Origin of the sequence: Rahnella sp. Larv3_ips, from assembly GCF_003697865.1 — a bacterium.
In the GTDB taxonomy this organism is placed as follows: domain Bacteria; phylum Pseudomonadota; class Gammaproteobacteria; order Enterobacterales; family Enterobacteriaceae; genus Rahnella; species Rahnella rivi.
On sequence record NZ_MJIB01000013.1, the window covers coordinates 70264 to 87713 of the forward strand.

Genomic DNA, 17450 nt, shown 5'->3' on the forward strand with positions numbered 1-17450 from the left:
TTATTTTTAATGACACACTCAGTTATGTGTTTACGGACAGCCATGACGTACAGCTGATGCAGGGGATTGCCGCAAAATGCGACCGGGAAGTGGTCAGTATCATATTGATTCCGTTGCATAACGGCCAGGGAGCGCTGGCCGGTGTGATCAATACGGCGGTGGATGGTTATATTCTGAATGCCACGCACAATAACGATCACATTATCGCCAAGGCGTTGTCGAAGAATCTGCCTGTAGTGACGACTGATTTTAAAATTCCGCCGCACAGCAGCGTTTCCATTGATAACTACAAGGCGATGCAGGAGGTTTGCCAGCATCTGCTTGAAAAAGGCCACCGCGAATTTGGGATTATTTCTTTCCCTTCATTGCAGGGTCGTAAGGGCGTTAATCCCTTAAGTGAAGAGATAACCGGGGATAATGATGTCATGATCACCCGGGTGAAATCCTGTGTGGATAAGTTTCTGAGCCGGAATATTAATCTGGATAAATGTTTTCTTTGTGAAACCACCCACCATGAAGAATCTGGAGAAATGGCCGCGGAAACATTGCTAAAAAGTAACCCGAAGATAACGGCATTAATTTGCCTGTCAGATCGTTTTGCGCTGGGCGCAATCACGTATTGTCGTAAAGCCGGGTTACGTATTCCGCAAGACATCGCTATTACCGGTTTCGATAATATTCCCCGGTCAGATAATGAGATTGCGCTTACTACCGTGGCGCAGGATCCGGTTAAAAAAGGAGAGATTGCCGCCACTCTGTTGCTGGAGGGAAAGAAAAACATTCACCACGATCTCGAATTTACGTTAATTATACGTGGCTCTACCTGATATACGGCGGGGCCATAAAGACGAAAGTAATTATGTCTGTTTTCAGGATGAAATATGGCCTTATTAACGTGTTTTACCGCTTACGATATACGCGGCATTCTTGGCACCGAACTTAACGAGGATATTGCTTACCGCATCGGTTGCGCCTTTGCCCATTTTTATCACCCTGAACGGGTGGTGCTCGGCCATGATATTCGCCTGACCTCACCGTCTCTCAAACTGGCCGTCGCGTGCGGGCTGCGCGATCAGGGTGTCGGCGTGATCGATATCGGTATGACCGGCAGTGAAGAGGTTTATTTTGCCACCCGCTATTTTCGGGCGGATGGCGGCATCCAGATCACGGCCAGTCATAATCCGGCCAATTATAACGGCATGAAACTGGTTGGCCGGGATGCCAGGCCGGTCAGCAGCGATAACGGTTTGCATGAGATTCAGGCTCTGGCCGAAAATCATCATTTCTCTGTCACAGCGCAGGCCGGTTTTTATCAGCAATGTTCAAACCGCAGCGCGTATCTTGATCACCTGCTCAGTTATTTAACGTTGCCTTTTGGGCGCCCCCTGCGTGTGGTGGTGAATGCCGGCAACGGCGCAGCTGGCCCGACGCTGGATGCGCTGGAGCAGGCCTTCCAGGCGCGCAACATCCCGCTGACCCTGATTAAAATTCACCATGAGCCGGACGGCGCCTTCCCCCACGGTATCCCGAATCCTATGCTGCCTGAAAACCGCCATGCCACTCAGGCTGCCATACGCCTGCATCAGGCGGATATCGGTATTGCGTGGGATGGCGATTTTGATCGCTGCTTCATTTTTGATGAGCAGGGGGACTACGTTGAAGCCTATTACATCGTCGGCATGCTGGCGGCGCAGTTTCTGCAACACTCGCCCGGCGAGAAGATCATTCACGATCCCCGCCTGATCTGGAATACCCGCGACATTGTCGCCGCCCGTCAGGGCATCGCGGTGGAAACAAAAACCGGCCATGCCTTTATGAAGGAAAGAATGCGCAGCGAAAACGCCATCTACGGCGGCGAGATGAGCGCGCACCACTATTTCCGCGATTTTGGCTATTGCGACAGCGGAATGATCCCCGCCTTGCTGATGTTGCAACATCTCAGCAAATCCGGCCAGAAAATGTCCGGTCTGATTGCCGCCCGTAAAGCGCTTTTCCCGGTATCCGGCGAGATAAATCTCACCGTCAGCCAGCCCGCAGAAGCCATCCGCCGTGTGCGTGAGCATTATGCCAGCCAGGCCGTGACGGTCAGCGTCGTTGACGGGCTGAGTATGGAATTCGAACGGTGGCGGTTTAATTTGCGCGCTTCCAATACGGAACCGCTTTTACGCCTCAATGTTGAAACCCGTCACTCCACGGCGTTACTTGCCGAAAGTACCCGGGCACTGCTGGCGCTGGCAGGGGAGTAATTCCTCGTATCGCGCTCCCTTTGGTTTGAAAGGACAACGTTATGTCAGGCTTAACGCTCAAAAATATCAAAAAGTATTATGACAAAATCACCGTCATTGCCGATTTGTCGCTGGAGATCCGTTCCGGTGAATTTCTGGTGCTGGTCGGCCCCTCAGGCTGCGGGAAATCGACGTTGCTGCGCCTGATTGCCGGGCTGGATCAGCTCAGCGCCGGCACTGTCTGCATCGGGGAAACCGACGTCACCGGGTTGCCCGCCGGAAAACGCGGACTGTCGATGGTATTTCAGTCCTACGCACTCTATCCGCACATGACCGTCAGGCAGAATCTGGCTTTTGGCCTGAAGAATATCCGCACGCCGCCGGAAGAAATCGTGCGACGCATTCAGGAGGCTGCGCAGATTTTACGTCTCGACGAGATGCTTGATCGCTTACCGCAGCATCTTTCCGGGGGACAACGTCAGCGCGTGGCGATTGGCCGCTCTATTGTCCAGCAGCCGAAAGTGTTTTTGTTTGATGAGCCGCTGTCGAATCTTGACGCCGCGCTGCGCGTACAGATGCGACAGGAAATCAGTCAGCTGCATAGCCGCCTGAAAAATACCATGATTTACGTGACCCACGATCAGGTCGAGGCGATGACGCTGGCGGACAGAATTGTGGTGCTTAATCAGGGCAATATTGAGCAAATCGGCACGCCGGTTGAGCTTTATAACCATCCCGCCAGCCTTTTCGTTGCCGGTTTTATTGGCACGCCGAAAATCAATGTGATCCCGGCGCAGGTCGTTGGACGCCAGCTTTGGGTTAACGGGCAGCCGCTGTTTGCGCTGGGGGATAAATTCCCGGCGGCGCAGGACGGACAGACGGTGTCGCTCGCCATCCGCCCCGAGCTGTTACGCCTGGAGGAAGCGACGGATCATGCGTTTGACGTTGTGGTCGATTTTACGGAACTTCAGGGGGATTCGACGCTGGTGTACGCAACATTTGGTGAGCACGCCCTGAAGATGAAATCGTCGAAACAGCTTTCGTTTCCCCGCCATACCGCCCTCAGGTTCGGGTTTAATGCCGCCAGTGTTTTGCTGTTTGATGCACAGGGAAAGCGGATCCCGCAGGCTATGGCGTAGGAAAACAAAAGGCACCCAGGGGTGCCTTTTGGCTGCCGGTGATCCTCAATCAGGCACTTTTAGCCAGCTGCGCTTTGTGTTTGTTTTCACTGAGCATGGTCAGAACCAGCAGCAGCACGGCCAGCACACAACCGGCGATCATCACGATAAAACCGCCGTCCCAGCCGAAATAATCCACGGTGTAACCGACAATCGCACTGGCGGCGACTGAGCCGCCAAGATAACCAAACAGACCGGTGAAACCTGCCGCGGTGCCCGCTGCTTTTTTCGGTGCCAGCTCCAGCGCGTGTAAACCAATCAGCATCACCGGGCCATAAATCAGGAAGCCGATGGTGATCATGCAGGCCATATCAATGCCCGGATTGCCGACCGGGTTCAGCCAGTACACGACGGTGGCGATGGTCACCAGCACCATAAAGAACACGCCGGTCGCGCCGCGATTCCCCTTGAAGACTTTGTCCGACATCCAGCCGCACAGCAGCGTCCCCGGGATCCCCGCATATTCATACAGGAAGTATGCCCACGAGGATTTATCCAGCGCGAAATGCTTCACTTCTTTCAGGTAAGTCGGTGACCAGTCGAGGATGCCGTAGCGCAGCAGGTAAACAAATACGTTTGCCAGCGCGATATACCACAGCAGTTTGTTCGGCAAAATGTACTGCATGAAAATCTGTTTCGCGGTCAGTTCCTGCTCGGCGGATTCTTTCACGTAGTCCGGCGGATAGTCGTTTTTGTACTCTTCAATCGGCGGCAAACCGCAGGACTGCGGGGTATCGCGCATGGTCATGAAGGCAAATACGGCCAGCAGGATCGCGCCGAAAGCAGGCATGTACAGCGCTGCGTGCCAGTCGTTAAACCACGCCATCCCGAGCAGGAACAGCAGGGGAGGAATACCGCCGCCGACGTTATGTGCGCAGTTCCATACCGATACCACGCCGCCGCGTTCTTTCTGTGACCACCAGTGAACCATGGTGCGTCCGCACGGCGGCCAGCCCATTCCCTGGAACCAGCCACACAGGAACAGCAAAACAAACATGATGGCAATGCTTGAGGTCGCCCACGGCACGAAGCCCATAAACAGCATCACTGCCGCAGCCAGAATCAAACCGGCGGGCAGAAACACGCGCGGATTCGAGCGGTCTGATACCGACCCCATAATGAATTTTGAGATGCCGTACGCAATAGAAATACCGGATAACGCAAAACCGAGATCGCCACGGGAGAAGCCCTCATCGATAAGGTACGGCATGGCCAGTGCGAAGTTTTTGCGCACCAGATAATAGGCGGCGTAACCGAAGAAAATCCCCATGAAAATCTGCCAGCGGAGACGGCGATAAAGCGGGTCGACGTGGTTTTCATCCACGGGAGCTTTGTGTGGTGCGGGTTTGAAAATACTGAGCATACATGCCTCCGATGGCATAAATCAGGTCTGACTCGTCATGAGCAAGTGTGTTCTAAAACGAACATCATGTTAGCGGTTTGCGCGCAAACGAACTGTGAGTTATGACAGAATTGTTACATTTTTATTACGGAGGAGCGTGCGGAGAAGCAAAGTGGCTGAAGGAGATAAAAAAAAGCGGAGCCTGAGCTCCGCCTGAGGGTGTCACTGACCCTGAATTTACTGCACTTTCAGCGTATTGATAATGGCTTCTGCATCAGCCTGCGCCTGCTGCTGATTGTCGGCTGGCAGGGTAATTTGCAGCGTCAGCAAATGGCTGTCCACTTTACCCAGCACGATAGAAGAATAGGCTTTCTGACCGGCCGAGGTGATGACGCTGTCGTACTGCTGCATGGTCTGTCCGTTAACCTGAATCGATTTGTTGGTCACGACCTGCAAGTTGGTATCACGGGCTTTTTGCTGATCCTGCAAACGGGCAGTCAGCACTTCCAGCGATTCGGTGGTGTTATCGCCGAGGATCACAATCACCGCTTTCTGACCGGTGCTGTCAGCATATACGTGCATGTTGTTTGCCTGCGTGCCCAGCTTACCGCTCTGGTCGCTCATTCCCTGCGGCAGGGAGAAAGTCACTTTCCCATCCAGCAGGCTGACTGGCGCGGTTGTCGCGGCGGCGGCGGCGGCTTTATTGGCATCCGGTGCATCAGTGGACTTCCCGTCACACGCAGCCAGACCGGCGATCAGTACTGCCATTCCCATCATTTTAGCGAAGTTACGCATCGGGCTTCCTTAAGTGACCTGTTTATCAGGCTGAGATGTTGATTTAACGGCCTTATGGCAACCTATTCACGCCACAAATGCAAGTCAGATTATGGCGCGATTTTTGTTTTTAGCGAGGTGAGCGGGGGGCCATTTTCCCCCGCAGATTTTCAGTGCGCGCGCAGAGCCGGGTGGTTGTGATTTCCCTGTGCGGACAAACGTTTGAGCAGCATGTTCAGCAGCATGCCGTACATCGGCAGGAAGAACACCAGACAGATCAGCACTTTGAACGTGTAATCCACCATCGCGATTTCCACCCAATGCTGAGCCATAAACGCATCGCTGCTTTTGTAGAAGGCGATAAAGAAAAACGACAGCGTGTCGCTGATGTTGCCGAGGAACATCGAGGCGACTGGCGCTATCCACCAGCGGCGGTTCTGGCGCAGGCGGTTAAACACGTGAACGTCGAGAATTTGCCCCAGCACATACGCCATAAAACTGGCGGTGGCGATGCGCGCGACCATGATATTCAGGCTGCTGAGCGCTTGTGCACCCTGCCATTGCGCTTCGAAGAACAGCGCGGAAATCACGTAGGAGATCGCCAGTGCCGGCACCATCACCGACAGAATAATGCGTCGCGCCAGCGGAGCACCAAAAATACGGACGGTCAGATCGGTGGCCAGAAAAATAAACGGAAAGGTGAACGCGCCCCAGGTGGTGTGGAAACCAAAAATGGAGACGGGCAACTGAACCAGATAGTTACTGGAGGTGATGATGGCGATGTGGAATAGCGAAAGCCATATCAGCGCGGAAAACCGCTGCTGAGCAGTAAAAGAGTACATAGATGTGACCTTTTTAGTGAATTGGGGTGAGGGAACCCAAGAATATTGTGACTTTTCGCGCCGATAATTCGGTGCGGCGCGCATAGTACCTGTTTGCGCACCGTTTGCGCAACAGATCCAACGGTTAATTTTAGCGCAATGAGCCGCGTGAGTTGCACCAGAAATTCTGCGGGTTAAACTGTTGGCCTTTGCCAGACAACCGCGCATTCCTGCACCCAGATGTTGAGAAACGAAATGAACGATCCCTTTATCAACCCGGACCATCAGCTTGATGCGCTGGGCCTGCGTTGCCCGGAACCCGTAATGATGGTTCGCAAAGCGGTACGTACCATGAAAGACGGGGAAACCCTGCTGATCGTCGCCGATGATCCGGCAACCACCCGCGATATTCCGGGTTTCTGCCGCTTTATGGAGCACAGGTTGCTGGCGTCCGATACCGAAAACCTGCCGTACCGCTATCTGCTGTGCAAAGGGCTGTAGACCGAACCCAGCCCGACATCCTTAACGTGATTTATTGCGCAACAACCGTAAAGCGTTAGCCGTGACAAGCGCCGTTGCGCCGGAATCCGCCAGCACCGCCAGCCACAATCCGGTCAGCCCCATAATGGTGGTGACCAGGAATATCGCTTTCAGCCCCAGCGCAATGGTGATGTTCTGACGGATATTGGCCCGTGTGGCGCGTGACAGGCTGATCATCTGTGCCAGCCCGCTCAGACGGTTGTGCGTCAGCGCGGCATCGGCGGTTTCCAGTGCCACATCGGTGCCGCTGCCCATGGCAATACCGATAGTGGCGGCTTTCATCGCCGGCGCATCGTTAATCCCGTCACCGACCATCGCCACCGGTTTAACGGCATTCAGCGCGGTCACCGCCGAGACTTTATCCGCCGGCAGCAGGCCCGCCCGGAATTCGATGCCCAGCCGGTCAGCGATAGTTTTCGCCGCGCGCGGGTTATCGCCGGTCAGCATTACCGCAGAAACCCCGAGCGCCTGCAGATCGCGCAGCGCCTCAACAGCATCTTCCCGCAGCCGGTCCTGCATCGCCACCAGACCGATCGCCTGTGCGTCCTGCATCACCACTACCACGGTTTTACCTTCAGATTCCCAGCCTGCAATTTGCGTGGTGGCGTCCGTACTCAGCACGCCTGACGCCACACGCACAGGAGCCAGTACCTGGATCCTTCTGCCTGAGACAACGCCTTCCACACCGGAACCTGCCAGCGCACGGCGGTCCTGAGCGGTTATCGGCAACGGATTGTGTTCTCTCGCACGCGCTAAAATCGCCTGCGCCAGCGGGTGGTGGGAGCCTTCTTCCACCGCCGCCGCGAGGCTTAACACTTCGCCTTCGCTGGCGCCGTTGAGCACCTGCACATGGGTCACTTCCGGTTTACCTTCGGTCAGCGTACCGGTTTTATCCAGCGCCACGGTTTCGATCAGCGCCAGCTGCTCAAGCGCAGCGCCGCCTTTGATCAGCGCACCCTGACGCGTCGCCGCAGCCAGCCCGGAGGTGATCGCCGCCGGTGTTGAAATCACCAGCGCACAAGGGCAGCCAATCAGCAGCAACGTCAGGCCGCGATAAATCCACGTATCCCAGGAAAGCCCCATCCCCAGCGGTGGAATGATGATGACCAGCAGCGACATCAGCATAATGACCGGTGTGTAATAGCGGCTGAAGGTATCAAGGAAGCGCTCGATCGGCGCGCGTCGCTCATCGGCTTCTTCGATAAGTTGCAGAATGCGGTCAATGGCGCTGTTGCCGGGGGCGGAAGCCACTTCCAGACGGGCCAGGCGATCAACGCACAGGCTGCCCGCCGGGACTTTCTCACCGGGCTGACGTTCTACGGGCACGGACTCGCCGGTCAGGGCGCTTTCATCGAAACTGGCCGCGCTGTGCAGCACCGCATCGGCAGGCAGACGTCCGCCTGCGGCGATTTCAATCATATCGCCGGGACGCAGGCTGGCGACCGGGACGGATTCCGTTTTGCCCTCAGTCACGCGAACGGCGGTATCGGGTATCAGCGCCATCAGCGCTTTTACGCCGCTGCGCGCACGGCTGGCGGCAAATGACTCGAGGCGTTCGCCGACCATAAACAACAGCAGCACCATGGCGGCTTCGGCGGTTGCGCCAATAAACAGCGCGCCCAGTGCCGCAATGCTCATCAGGGTTTCTATGGCAAACGGCGATCCGGCGCGGGTCTGGCGAATCGCCTGACGCAGCACCGGCCACAGGCCGACCAGCGTGGTGGCGATAAACGCAATTTCACCGGCCTGAGGATTGACGCTGTCGAGTATCCAGCTCAGCAGCATCAGCGCTGAAAGCGCCAGCAGCGGCAGATATTCTTTCAGCCATGACACGTCCTGCGCGGGAGGATTCCGGGTTTTATCCAAAGATTGCAGGGTGAACCCTGCGCCGGTGACGGCTTGCAGCACGTTTTGCGAGATGTCGTGGCTGGCGTCAATCACCAGTTTTTCGGTGGCAAACAGCACTTTCGCATGGCTGACGCCTTTCAGGCCGGAAACGGCATTTTCAATTTTGCGCGCACAGGCCGGGCAGTCCATGCCTTCGACGCGCCAGCTGTATTGCTGGTTTCCGGGAAGAGGCGCGCTGGGATCATCTTCACCCGGCGAACTTTCCGTGCCGCTGTCGTCAGAACAGTGTGTGTGTTCCGCTGTTTTAGGCGTGCAGCAGCTGCCGGCAGAGGCCGCCAGCGGGGCGCTTTCACTGCAACATCCGGCAGGGGGAGTCCCCGCGGGGGAAAGGGTGCTGATTTTAGTGATATGCAACGCCGGGGTATGTTTGCCCTGGCAACCGCACTGACACATGTTCGTTCTTTTAAGGGGGATCATAGAGCCTCCGGTTTCAAACCGAGTGGAATTACACCCAGTCTAAACGTTGGAGTCAGCTCTAAGGTCAAGAAGTATTTAACTCGCGGAACCTGAACGGCTCCGCGGGTGAAGGGATTTAAAGATACAGCGACCGGACAATCAGGAAGTGTCCGCCGAAATAGCAGGCGGCGACCAGGCCGTCGGCGGCGCGGAATTTAAAGCGGTAGCGGCTGACAAGCCAGAAAATATTACCCAGCAGAAGCAGCACGGTGCCGCAGAACAGCGAGAACGCCATGTCGGTGCTGCGCGCAAAATACTGTTCGCCTGCCAGCCAGACCATCAGCAGGGTCATGGCGATGTAAGTGGTCACTGCCCATTTGAGTTCGGCCAGTCGCGTCCAGATCACCGCAAGAAGTATTGCGCCGATCACCAGCAACGCCAGCGGCAGTGGCCAGAAGAAGGTAATGGTCATCTGGCTGGCGAAACTCAGCGTATAGAGCAGATGCGACAGGAAGAACGCCCCGATGGCGTACATAAAGCGTTCTTCAGGCAGCAGCAGCAGACCGTCTGCCACCAGCGTTGCCGCCAGACCCAGCAGGATCAGATAGCTGTAAACATTCAGCGTGGGCGCCTGCCACGCCAGTAACAGCAGCAGCAACAGGGTGACAGGTTTGAAGACCCAGCGTTGCCAGCGCAGGCCGCGGTAACTGGCATCAACGAACAACCAGCCGGAGAAAAATACAGCGAGGAATGGCCAACTCATTGTTTATCCTTTTATCTTTCAGAACAGAACATAAAACCGATGCAAGGTCTGCCTTCGGGAAAACACATCCTGTTTTCCGGTACTTGCTTTCAGTGTAGGAGAGAGGGCGCACCGGCGACAATCAGAAATCCCCGTAACGGCAGGTTTGGTGACCGTGGGTTTAGGAAGGGAGCGTTTACGGCGCAGAGCACGCCGTAAAAGCAGGCATTACTTTTTGCCCGGCATCGGTGGCTGTTTTTTCTGCCATGCCATCAGTTCAAACACGCCAAACAGGAAAATACGCGTTTGCAGCCACGGGCCGATGGTGTCTTTGTCCTTGCCCTGCGTGGCTTTCAGCAGCATGACCTGCAGGCCGTGCATGAAAAACATGAACACAATCGCCACATCCAGAAAATATTTGATCGGCTTAGGGAACGGGTGGATCAGGTTAAACGCCAGAAACCCCCAGATACATAACATCAACAACCGACCAATATTGATCAACATCTTACTGCTCCTGTTCAGGTGAGCCGGTTTCAGGCGTCACATCGCGATGGTAAAGGCGATAAGCAACTTGTCCGGCGACTTTCTCCCGGTGTAACCGCCAGCTGGCGGGCACGTCCAGAGTGTCGTGCTCGGCTTCTGTTTCGACATAAATCCAGGCCTCATCGGCCAGCCACTGATTCTGCTCAAGCAGATTCAGGGTGTCTTGCAGAATGCCTTTGCGAAAAGGCGGATCGAGGAAAACCACGTCAAAGGCATTCCCGGCTTTTGCCAGCCAGTTCAATGTGTTGACGTTGAATACTTTCGCATCTTTGGCGTTTAGCAGCGCCAGGTTTTTCTCTAACTGTTGTGCAACCGGGCGTTCAAACTCGAGCAGGGTGGCGCTGGCGGCATAGCGTGACAACGCTTCCAGACCCAGTGCGCCGCTGCCTGCAAAACAGTCCAGACAATGCGCGCCCTGTAAAACCGGTGCGAGCCAGTTGAACAGCGTTTCGCGCACGCGATCGGTGGTCGGACGTAGCCCCGGGCTGTGTGGAACCGGAAGTTTGCGTCCGCGCCAAAGGCCGCCAATAATGCGTATCTGGCCTGCTGCGGGCGTGTTAGGTTTCTTTGCCATAGTTCACTTCAGTAATCCGAAGCCGTCGGGCTTCGTTGCATATCGTTTGGAGGGCTATTCTACCGGTGTGCGGGCAATGGGCAAATGTTTAACATTGGCGATTGAAAAACCAGCGGAATTCAACACGCGGGCGTGTTGCCGGAAGGGGAAAGTGATAGACTGCCCGATCATAACCCTATTAATAATCCGTTCGCCAATCATTAGCGGCGAGGAGTGAAGTTGTAAAATGGCAAAAGACAAAAAACGCGGTTTCTTCTCCTGGTTTGGCCGTGGCCGTCAGGAAGAAGAGCAGCAGAAAGAAGAAACACGCGAAGAACTGCCGGTTGTCGAAGAGCCCGGCGTCCCCGTTGAACCGCAGCCGGTCACTGAACCCGAGCCGGTTATCGAGCCTGAACCTCTTAAAGAACCTGAGCCAGAGGTCAGGGAGCCTGAACCTTTAGCCGCTGCTGAGGAACTGGCAGACGACATCGTTCACATCACTGAACAGGTTGCTGCGCAGCCGGTGGTGGCGGAAGAAACCGCCGCCCCTGAGCCGGTCGTCATTGAAGCTGAAATCGAAGAGCCGATCATCATTGCCGCGCCGGTGGTTGAAGAGCCGGTGGTGCAGGAAGCGCAGATTGTCGAAGATGAATTCGTCGAGTCAGCCGCCGAGATGGCAGAAGACGCCCGCGAAGACGTTCTTGATGCCATCGACGACAGCGTGGCGGTTGACGATGAACCGCTTGTGGCGCTGGAGCCGATCGTTGTGCTGCCCGCCGGTGAAACCGAGCAGGAACGCCCGACCAAAGAAGGCTTCTTCGCCCGTCTCAAACGCAGTCTGGTCAAAACCCGTCAGAATCTGGGCTCCGGTTTTGTCGGCCTGTTCCGTGGTAAGAAAATCGACGACGAGCTGTTTGAGGAGCTGGAAGAACAGCTGCTGATCGCCGACGTTGGCGTCGAAACCACGCGCAAAATCATCACTTCCCTGACCGAGCACGCGTCCCGTAAGCAGCTGAAAGACGCGGATGCGCTTTACGGCAAGCTGAAGGAAGAAATGTCCGAAATTCTGTCAAAAGTGGAACAGCCACTGGATGTCAGCGGGAAAACCCCGTATGTCATTCTGATGGTGGGCGTGAACGGCGTGGGTAAAACCACCACCATCGGTAAGATGGCGCGTCAGTTCCAGGCGCAGGGCAAATCAGTGATGCTTGCCGCAGGCGATACCTTCCGCGCCGCGGCGGTTGAACAGTTGCAGGTCTGGGGTCAGCGTAACAAGATCCCGGTGATTGCTCAGCAAACCGGTGCAGATTCAGCCTCGGTGATTTTTGATGCCATTCAGGCAGCAAAAGCCCGTAACGTCGACGTATTGATCGCTGATACCGCAGGCCGCCTGCAAAATAAAGCGCATCTGATGGAAGAGCTGAAGAAAATCGTCCGTGTGATGAAGAAGCTCGACGAAGATGCCCCGCATGAGGTTATGCTGACGCTTGACGCCAGTACCGGCCAGAATGCCGTCAGCCAGGCAAAATTGTTTAACGAAGCGGTCGGGCTAACCGGCATTACGTTGACTAAACTGGACGGCACCGCGAAAGGCGGCGTGATATTCGCCATCGCCGATCAGTTCAGCATTCCGATTCGTTATATCGGGGTCGGCGAAGGTATCGAAGATTTAAGGCCGTTTAAGGCAGACGATTTTATTGAGGCACTTTTTGCCCGAGAGGATTAATACGGATGATTCGCTTTGAACAGGTCAGTAAAGCTTATCTGGGCGGACGACAGGCGCTTCAGGGCGTCAATTTTCACATCCAGCAAGCGGAAATGGCATTTCTGACCGGTCACTCTGGCGCGGGTAAAAGTACCCTGCTGAAGCTGATTTGCGGTATTGAGCGTCCCAGCGCCGGACAGATTTTGTTTGGCGGCCACGACATCAGCCGCCTGAAATCCAGTGAAGTGCCGTTCCTGCGTCGTCAGATTGGTATGATCTTCCAGGACCACCATCTGCTGATGGATCGCACGGTGTATGACAACGTGGCGATGCCGCTGATTATCGCCGGTGCCAGCACCGAAGATATTCGCCGGCGCGTCTCGGCAGCGCTGGATAAAGTCGGGTTGTTGGATAAAGCCAAAAATCTGCCCATCCAGCTGTCTGGTGGTGAACAACAGCGTGTGGGCATTGCCCGCGCGGTGGTCAACAAGCCTGCGGTGCTGCTGGCGGATGAACCGACCGGTAACCTCGACGGCGAACTGTCGGAAGGTATCTTGCGTTTATTCGAAGAATTTAACCGGGTTGGCGTTACCGTACTGATGGCAACGCACGACGTGGGTCTGATTGCCCGTCGTAATTACCGCACGCTGACGCTGAGTCAGGGGCGTATGTCGGGAGGAATGTACTGATGGCGAACAGCCCAAACCCGACAAAAACCGCAAAAAGCGCCCGCGCCGCCAAAAGTAAGGCGTTGCAGGGCGGCTGGCGTGAACAGTGGCGCTATGCGTGGATGAACGCGCTGGCCGACATGCTGCGTCAGCCTTTGGCGACGCTGCTGACGGTGATGGTGATCGCCATTTCCCTGACGTTGCCGAGCGTGTGCTATCTGGTGTGGAAAAACGTCAGTACGGCGGCAGAGCAGTGGTATCCCACGCCACAGCTGACGGTGTATCTCGACAAAGCGCTGGACGACAACGCCGCGGAAAACGTGGTGAAAACCCTCAAAACCGAAGCGGGCGTGGACAAGGTTAACTATCTGTCGCGCGAAGAAGCGATGGGTGAGTTCCGTAACTGGTCAGGTTTTGGCGGTGCGATGGATATGCTTGAGCAAAATCCGCTGCCCGCTGTGGCGATCATTACGCCGAAAATGAATTTCCAGGACTCCGCCACACTCAACACCCTGCGCGATCGCGTAGCGGCGGTGCAGGGCGTGGATGAAGTGCGTATGGATGACAGCTGGTTTGCCCGTCTGGCGGCGCTGACGGGGCTGGTCGGGCAGATTGCTGCGATGATCGGCATCCTGATGGTCATTGCCGTATTCCTGGTCATTGGTAACAGTGTGCGTCTGAGCATCTTCAGCCGCCGCGATACCATCAACGTGATGAAGCTGATTGGCGCAACCGATGGGTTCATTTTGCGGCCGTTCCTTAACGGTGGCGCGATGCTTGGATTTACGGGCGCATTGCTCTCGCTGATCCTCTCGGAAGTGCTGGTGCTGCGCCTTGAGAGCGTGGTGACGCAGGTCGCGCAAGTCTTCGGTACCACCTTTGATCTTCACGGTCTGGGCTGGGACGAAAGTCTGCTGTTGCTCCTGATTTCTGCGATGATCGGCTGGATCGCCGCCTGGCTGGCAACGGTTCAACATTTACGGCGATTTACACCACAGTAGCGTTTTTTTGCTATAATCTCCCCCTGCTGCTCAAGAATTGTGTTTCAGGGGGAGAGCCGCTTCATCTCATCTTCATTCTCTTTCCTGCTTTCCCTCAATGGCACAAATTCACTATCCAATAGTCAGTCTGTCACTTACAGTCTTCAGACTGTTGAATCTGCCCCTGAACTTTTTGTAAAATTCGTGGTCGAAAAGCAGCGAATATGAAGGGCTCGGCGTTGCTTTGTTGTGGTCAGATTGTGTTTCAATCAAGGCCAGCAACAGGGCGGTATCATCCCGCAGCAACGTGGTATAAAACCTGCATTACGTCATACATGAGAGGCTTGAATGACCAAAGAAATGCGCACTTTAGCACTGGTACCCCAAGGTAGCCTGGAAGCCTATGTTCGGGCGGCCAATGCCTATCCTATGCTGACCGCAGAGGAAGAACGGGCACTGGCTGAACGGCTGCATTACGACGGTGACCTGGAAGCGGCTAAACACCTGATCCTGTCTCACCTGCGCTTTGTTGCTCACATTGCCCGCAACTATTCAGGTTACGGTTTGCCACAGGCGGACCTTATCCAGGAAGGTAACATCGGCCTGATGAAAGCGGTTCGCCGTTTTAATCCGGAAGTGGGTGTACGTCTGGTCTCCTTTGCGGTGCACTGGATCAAAGCCGAAATTCACGAATATGTGCTGCGTAACTGGCGCATCGTGAAAGTCGCCACCACCAAAGCGCAGCGTAAGCTGTTCTTCAACCTGCGTAAAAACAAACAGCGTCTGGGCTGGTTCAGCCACGACGAAGTGGAGCACGTGGCCCGCGAACTGGGCGTGACCAGCAAAGATGTGCTGGAAATGGAATCACGCATGGCCGCACAGGACATGACGTTTGACCCAACGCCGGATGACGAACCACGCGACGGCGCGGCGATGGCACCGATGTTGTATCTGCAAGATAAGAGTTCTGACTTCGCAGAAACCATCGAAGAAGATAACTGGGATCAGGACGCGACCGACAAACTTTCCTCAGCAATGGAAGGTCTGGACGAGCGCAGCCAGGATATCATTCGTGCACGCTGGTTAGATGACGATAACAAATCGACTTTGCAGGAACTTGCCGACAAGTACGGCGTGTCCGCAGAGCGTGTTCGTCAGCTGGAAAAGAACGCGATGAAAAAACTGCGTATGGCGATCGAAGCCTGATACGGCAGTTCATCAAGAATAAGCAACCTTCGGGTTAAAAAACTGGTCACTTCGGTGGCCAGTTTTTTTTTGCCCTTATTCCTCAGCTCCCTCCGCTCCGAAAAATCCCCCTTTTCAACATCCTGACTTCTTTGCCTGACGTAATGATTTTTCCCCCGGTCTTTCAGTCAATCCTGCGCTCTTTTACAGAGGCATAGTCCTGTCCGAAGAGAGAAAAATATAATGTATATAAAAAAACTATTAATTAGAAATCAAATATTCTGTATATTAATATATCCTCTAAGAATAATATTTTACTTAATATTGCCGATCGGTTTGATCGAGTAAATATTCTGTAACTGCATAAAACTACTGCTTATTTGATTATTAGATCGTCAGGATCGAAAACTTTCATTTTTTATGAAAAATATAATGGATTATTTTTATTCAGAAATGTTAATGAGGTTGATCACTCCTGCACTTCTAAAATAAATACTCTCCAGCTATTGATTAACAGAGGGGTTGAGTTTTTTTAGAGGTCATGAGGGATTATTTATTCTGTTTGAAAGGATTCATTTAATGAAAAAGATAAAGTTATTACCCCTTTGTATTATTCTTGCCCTGAGTCAGCAGAATTCATTTGCTGCTACTCCGCTCTCCGGTCCTGCTCCCGCTTGTCCAAAAAATATTGATGGTTTAAGTCAGGCCGATAAAGACGCACTTCCCGCAGCCTGTCAAAAATCAGGAATTACTGAGCAGCAGTTATGGATAACGGGAGGCGCGCTTGCCGGAGTGGCTGCGGTGGTCGGTATTGCCATGTCAGCTGGCGGTGGCGGCGGCGGCGGTTCAGATGACGGCGGCAGCACACCACCGAATCCGGACGACGGCGGCAACACACCACCGAATCCGGACGACGGCGGCAACACGCCACCGAATCCGGACGACGGCGGTAACACGCCACCGAATCCGGATGACGGCGGTGATACGCCACCGAATCCGGACGATGGCGGTGATACGCCACCGGATCCCGATGATGGAGGCGATACGCCAGATCAAACGCCGGTGACCACCACTTATCCAAACGGGCTGTCAGTGACGATGGTGCCGGGGGCAACGACAGCGTCACTGACGCTCAGCGGTGAGACTATGCAGGCAGTGAAGCAGGCGAACGGCACCTGGCTTGTCACGGATTCGACGGGCAAAACCTATACTGCGCAGACGCTGGATCAGGCAACGGGCGCGATCACCGGTTACAGCATTGCTGATCGGAAATCATGGACCCTGGATGCAACGACACCCACCGGGAAAAAAATCTGGACGTCGCAATATTTTGATGTCAGCAATACCAATGAAGAAAACGAAACAGTATTTACCGGTGCTGTAGTGTCGGAAAATAGAGCGGGTAAGGCATATACTATAAACGCTGCCCAGAGGGGGACGTTTGCGCAGAATCCCGCTTCGCAGGATGTGAGTGATGGTTTTAATATTGCCGGTCGTGTCAGGGTGGAAAGTAATGCGATATTTCTTAACTCTGGAGTTATGAATTTAGACATATATTTTTCTAAAAATACACAAAGTGATACCAGTATTTTCCACTCTCCTAACGAGAATTATTATGTTCTGGATGCCATGCGACTGGATCACGGGCGATTTATTAATACCGGATCACTGTTCACCAATTATGACTCAATCGTCAGCCTGAACAGTTCAGATATTTATAATTCCGGCAAAATTGATGTGACCGGTATGAACGCTAAATTTGTTGGCGCGGGTCCGGATAATGTGGTTTCGAACCCTCTCTTCCTGCTGGGTGGAGATTCGGCACAAAGTACAGATACCTGGACCAATACATCAACCGGGGTGATTACCGCCAGAGGGGGAGCATCT

15 protein-coding genes and 1 pseudogene are annotated in these 17450 nt (G+C 54.4%); 9 read left to right on the forward strand and 7 right to left on the reverse strand.

What is annotated here, in order from left to right; genetic code table 11:
- Positions 1 to 26 precede the first annotated feature (26 nt).
- Genes ED901_RS16205 through ED901_RS16215 form a run of 3 tightly spaced genes read left to right on the forward strand, consistent with a single transcriptional unit; the run spans position 27 to position 3364 of the window.
- On the forward strand, positions 27 to 827 hold the full coding sequence (locus ED901_RS16205) for a substrate-binding domain-containing protein (protein ID WP_240993951.1): 801 nt from the start codon (positions 27 to 29) through the stop codon (positions 825 to 827).
- A 54-nt stretch (positions 828 to 881) separates the two neighbouring features.
- Positions 882 to 2246: a phosphomannomutase CpsG gene (locus ED901_RS16210; protein WP_122096526.1), complete on the forward strand. Its 1365-nt coding sequence runs from the start codon at positions 882 to 884 to the stop codon at positions 2244 to 2246.
- A 41-nt stretch (positions 2247 to 2287) separates the two neighbouring features.
- Positions 2288 to 3364, forward strand: coding sequence for an ABC transporter ATP-binding protein (locus ED901_RS16215; RefSeq protein ID WP_122096527.1), 1077 nt, complete (start codon positions 2288 to 2290; stop codon positions 3362 to 3364).
- A 49-nt stretch (positions 3365 to 3413) separates the two neighbouring features.
- Here the strand turns inward: ED901_RS16215 and glpT are convergent, their stop codons facing one another.
- The 3 genes from glpT to ED901_RS16230 form a co-directional block, all read right to left on the reverse strand.
- Positions 3414 to 4766 (reverse strand): glycerol-3-phosphate transporter, encoded by a 1353-nt coding sequence (glpT, locus tag ED901_RS16220; RefSeq protein WP_122096528.1) that lies wholly within the window; start codon positions 4764 to 4766, stop codon positions 3414 to 3416.
- 216 nt (positions 4767 to 4982) lie between these two features.
- On the reverse strand, positions 4983 to 5540 hold the full coding sequence (locus tag ED901_RS16225; protein ID WP_056772204.1) for a DcrB family lipoprotein: 558 nt from the start codon (positions 5538 to 5540) through the stop codon (positions 4983 to 4985).
- Between the two features lie 149 nt (positions 5541 to 5689).
- On the reverse strand, positions 5690 to 6361 hold the full coding sequence (locus tag ED901_RS16230; protein WP_122096529.1) for a 7-cyano-7-deazaguanine/7-aminomethyl-7-deazaguanine transporter: 672 nt from the start codon (positions 6359 to 6361) through the stop codon (positions 5690 to 5692).
- 234 nt (positions 6362 to 6595) lie between these two features.
- On the opposite strand from ED901_RS16230, the gene tusA reads away from it, so the two are divergent.
- A complete protein-coding gene (gene tusA / locus ED901_RS16235; RefSeq protein ID WP_056772199.1) occupies positions 6596 to 6841 on the forward strand; it encodes a sulfurtransferase TusA in 246 nt (81 codons plus the stop codon).
- A 21-nt stretch (positions 6842 to 6862) separates the two neighbouring features.
- On the opposite strand, the gene ED901_RS16240 is transcribed toward tusA, so the two are convergent.
- From ED901_RS16240 to rsmD, 4 genes are all read right to left on the reverse strand, one after another.
- The gene (locus tag ED901_RS16240) at positions 6863 to 9205 is read right to left on the reverse strand and encodes a zinc/cadmium/mercury/lead-transporting ATPase (RefSeq protein ID WP_122096530.1); all 2343 of its coding nucleotides are present in this window, start codon (positions 9203 to 9205) and stop codon (positions 6863 to 6865) included.
- A 115-nt stretch (positions 9206 to 9320) separates the two neighbouring features.
- Complete coding sequence (locus ED901_RS16245) at positions 9321 to 9947, reverse strand: lysoplasmalogenase (protein ID WP_056772191.1); 627 nt, start codon at positions 9945 to 9947, stop codon at positions 9321 to 9323.
- Between the two features lie 207 nt (positions 9948 to 10154).
- Positions 10155 to 10433 (reverse strand): DUF1145 family protein, encoded by a 279-nt coding sequence (locus tag ED901_RS16250; protein ID WP_056772188.1) that lies wholly within the window; start codon positions 10431 to 10433, stop codon positions 10155 to 10157.
- Between the two features lies 1 nt (position 10434).
- On the reverse strand, positions 10435 to 11046 hold the full coding sequence (gene rsmD / locus ED901_RS16255) for a 16S rRNA (guanine(966)-N(2))-methyltransferase (RefSeq protein ID WP_056772185.1): 612 nt from the start codon (positions 11044 to 11046) through the stop codon (positions 10435 to 10437).
- A gap of 226 nt (positions 11047 to 11272) precedes the next feature.
- On the opposite strand from rsmD, the gene ftsY reads away from it, so the two are divergent.
- The 5 genes and pseudogenes from ftsY to ED901_RS16280 all read left to right on the forward strand — a co-directional run.
- Positions 11273 to 12751 carry a signal recognition particle-docking protein FtsY gene (gene ftsY / locus ED901_RS16260; protein ID WP_122096531.1) on the forward strand — a complete coding sequence of 493 codons (1479 nt, stop codon included), beginning with the start codon at positions 11273 to 11275 and terminating at the stop codon, positions 12749 to 12751.
- Between the two features lie 5 nt (positions 12752 to 12756).
- The gene (gene ftsE, locus ED901_RS16265; protein WP_056772179.1) at positions 12757 to 13419 is read left to right on the forward strand and encodes a cell division ATP-binding protein FtsE; all 663 of its coding nucleotides are present in this window, start codon (positions 12757 to 12759) and stop codon (positions 13417 to 13419) included.
- On the forward strand, positions 13419 to 14399 hold the full coding sequence (ftsX, locus tag ED901_RS16270; protein WP_122096532.1) for a permease-like cell division protein FtsX: 981 nt from the start codon (positions 13419 to 13421) through the stop codon (positions 14397 to 14399). Before ftsE ends, ftsX begins: the two co-directional genes overlap by 1 nt.
- 327 nt (positions 14400 to 14726) lie before the next feature.
- Positions 14727 to 15584 (forward strand): RNA polymerase sigma factor RpoH, encoded by an 858-nt coding sequence (gene rpoH / locus ED901_RS16275; RefSeq protein ID WP_122096533.1) that lies wholly within the window; start codon positions 14727 to 14729, stop codon positions 15582 to 15584.
- Positions 15585 to 16142: 558 nt separating this feature from the next.
- A pseudogene (locus ED901_RS16280) lies at positions 16143 to 17450 on the forward strand (hypothetical protein); the annotation flags it as partial.

Bases quoted from the DNA above. Each gene is read 5' to 3' on its own strand.
- ftsX (WP_122096532.1), top strand. From the start codon at position 13,419: ATGGCGAACAGCCCAAACCCGACAAAAACCGCAAAAAGCGCCCGCGCC.
- tusA (WP_056772199.1), top strand. From the start codon at position 6,596: ATGAACGATCCCTTTATCAACCCGGACCATCAGCTTGATGCGCTGGGC.
- ED901_RS16210 (WP_122096526.1), top strand. From the start codon at position 882: ATGGCCTTATTAACGTGTTTTACCGCTTACGATATACGCGGCATTCTT.
- ED901_RS16250 (WP_056772188.1), bottom strand. From the start codon at position 10,433: ATGTTGATCAATATTGGTCGGTTGTTGATGTTATGTATCTGGGGGTTT.
- glpT (WP_122096528.1), bottom strand. From the start codon at position 4,766: ATGCTCAGTATTTTCAAACCCGCACCACACAAAGCTCCCGTGGATGAA.
- ftsY (WP_122096531.1), top strand. From the start codon at position 11,273: ATGGCAAAAGACAAAAAACGCGGTTTCTTCTCCTGGTTTGGCCGTGGC.
- rsmD (WP_056772185.1), bottom strand. From the start codon at position 11,046: ATGGCAAAGAAACCTAACACGCCCGCAGCAGGCCAGATACGCATTATT.
- rpoH (WP_122096533.1), top strand. From the start codon at position 14,727: ATGACCAAAGAAATGCGCACTTTAGCACTGGTACCCCAAGGTAGCCTG.
- ED901_RS16230 (WP_122096529.1), bottom strand. From the start codon at position 6,361: ATGTACTCTTTTACTGCTCAGCAGCGGTTTTCCGCGCTGATATGGCTT.
- ED901_RS16215 (WP_122096527.1), top strand. From the start codon at position 2,288: ATGTCAGGCTTAACGCTCAAAAATATCAAAAAGTATTATGACAAAATC.
- ED901_RS16245 (WP_056772191.1), bottom strand. From the start codon at position 9,947: ATGAGTTGGCCATTCCTCGCTGTATTTTTCTCCGGCTGGTTGTTCGTT.
- ftsE (WP_056772179.1), top strand. From the start codon at position 12,757: ATGATTCGCTTTGAACAGGTCAGTAAAGCTTATCTGGGCGGACGACAG.
- ED901_RS16225 (WP_056772204.1), bottom strand. From the start codon at position 5,540: ATGCGTAACTTCGCTAAAATGATGGGAATGGCAGTACTGATCGCCGGT.
- ED901_RS16240 (WP_122096530.1), bottom strand. From the start codon at position 9,205: ATGATCCCCCTTAAAAGAACGAACATGTGTCAGTGCGGTTGCCAGGGC.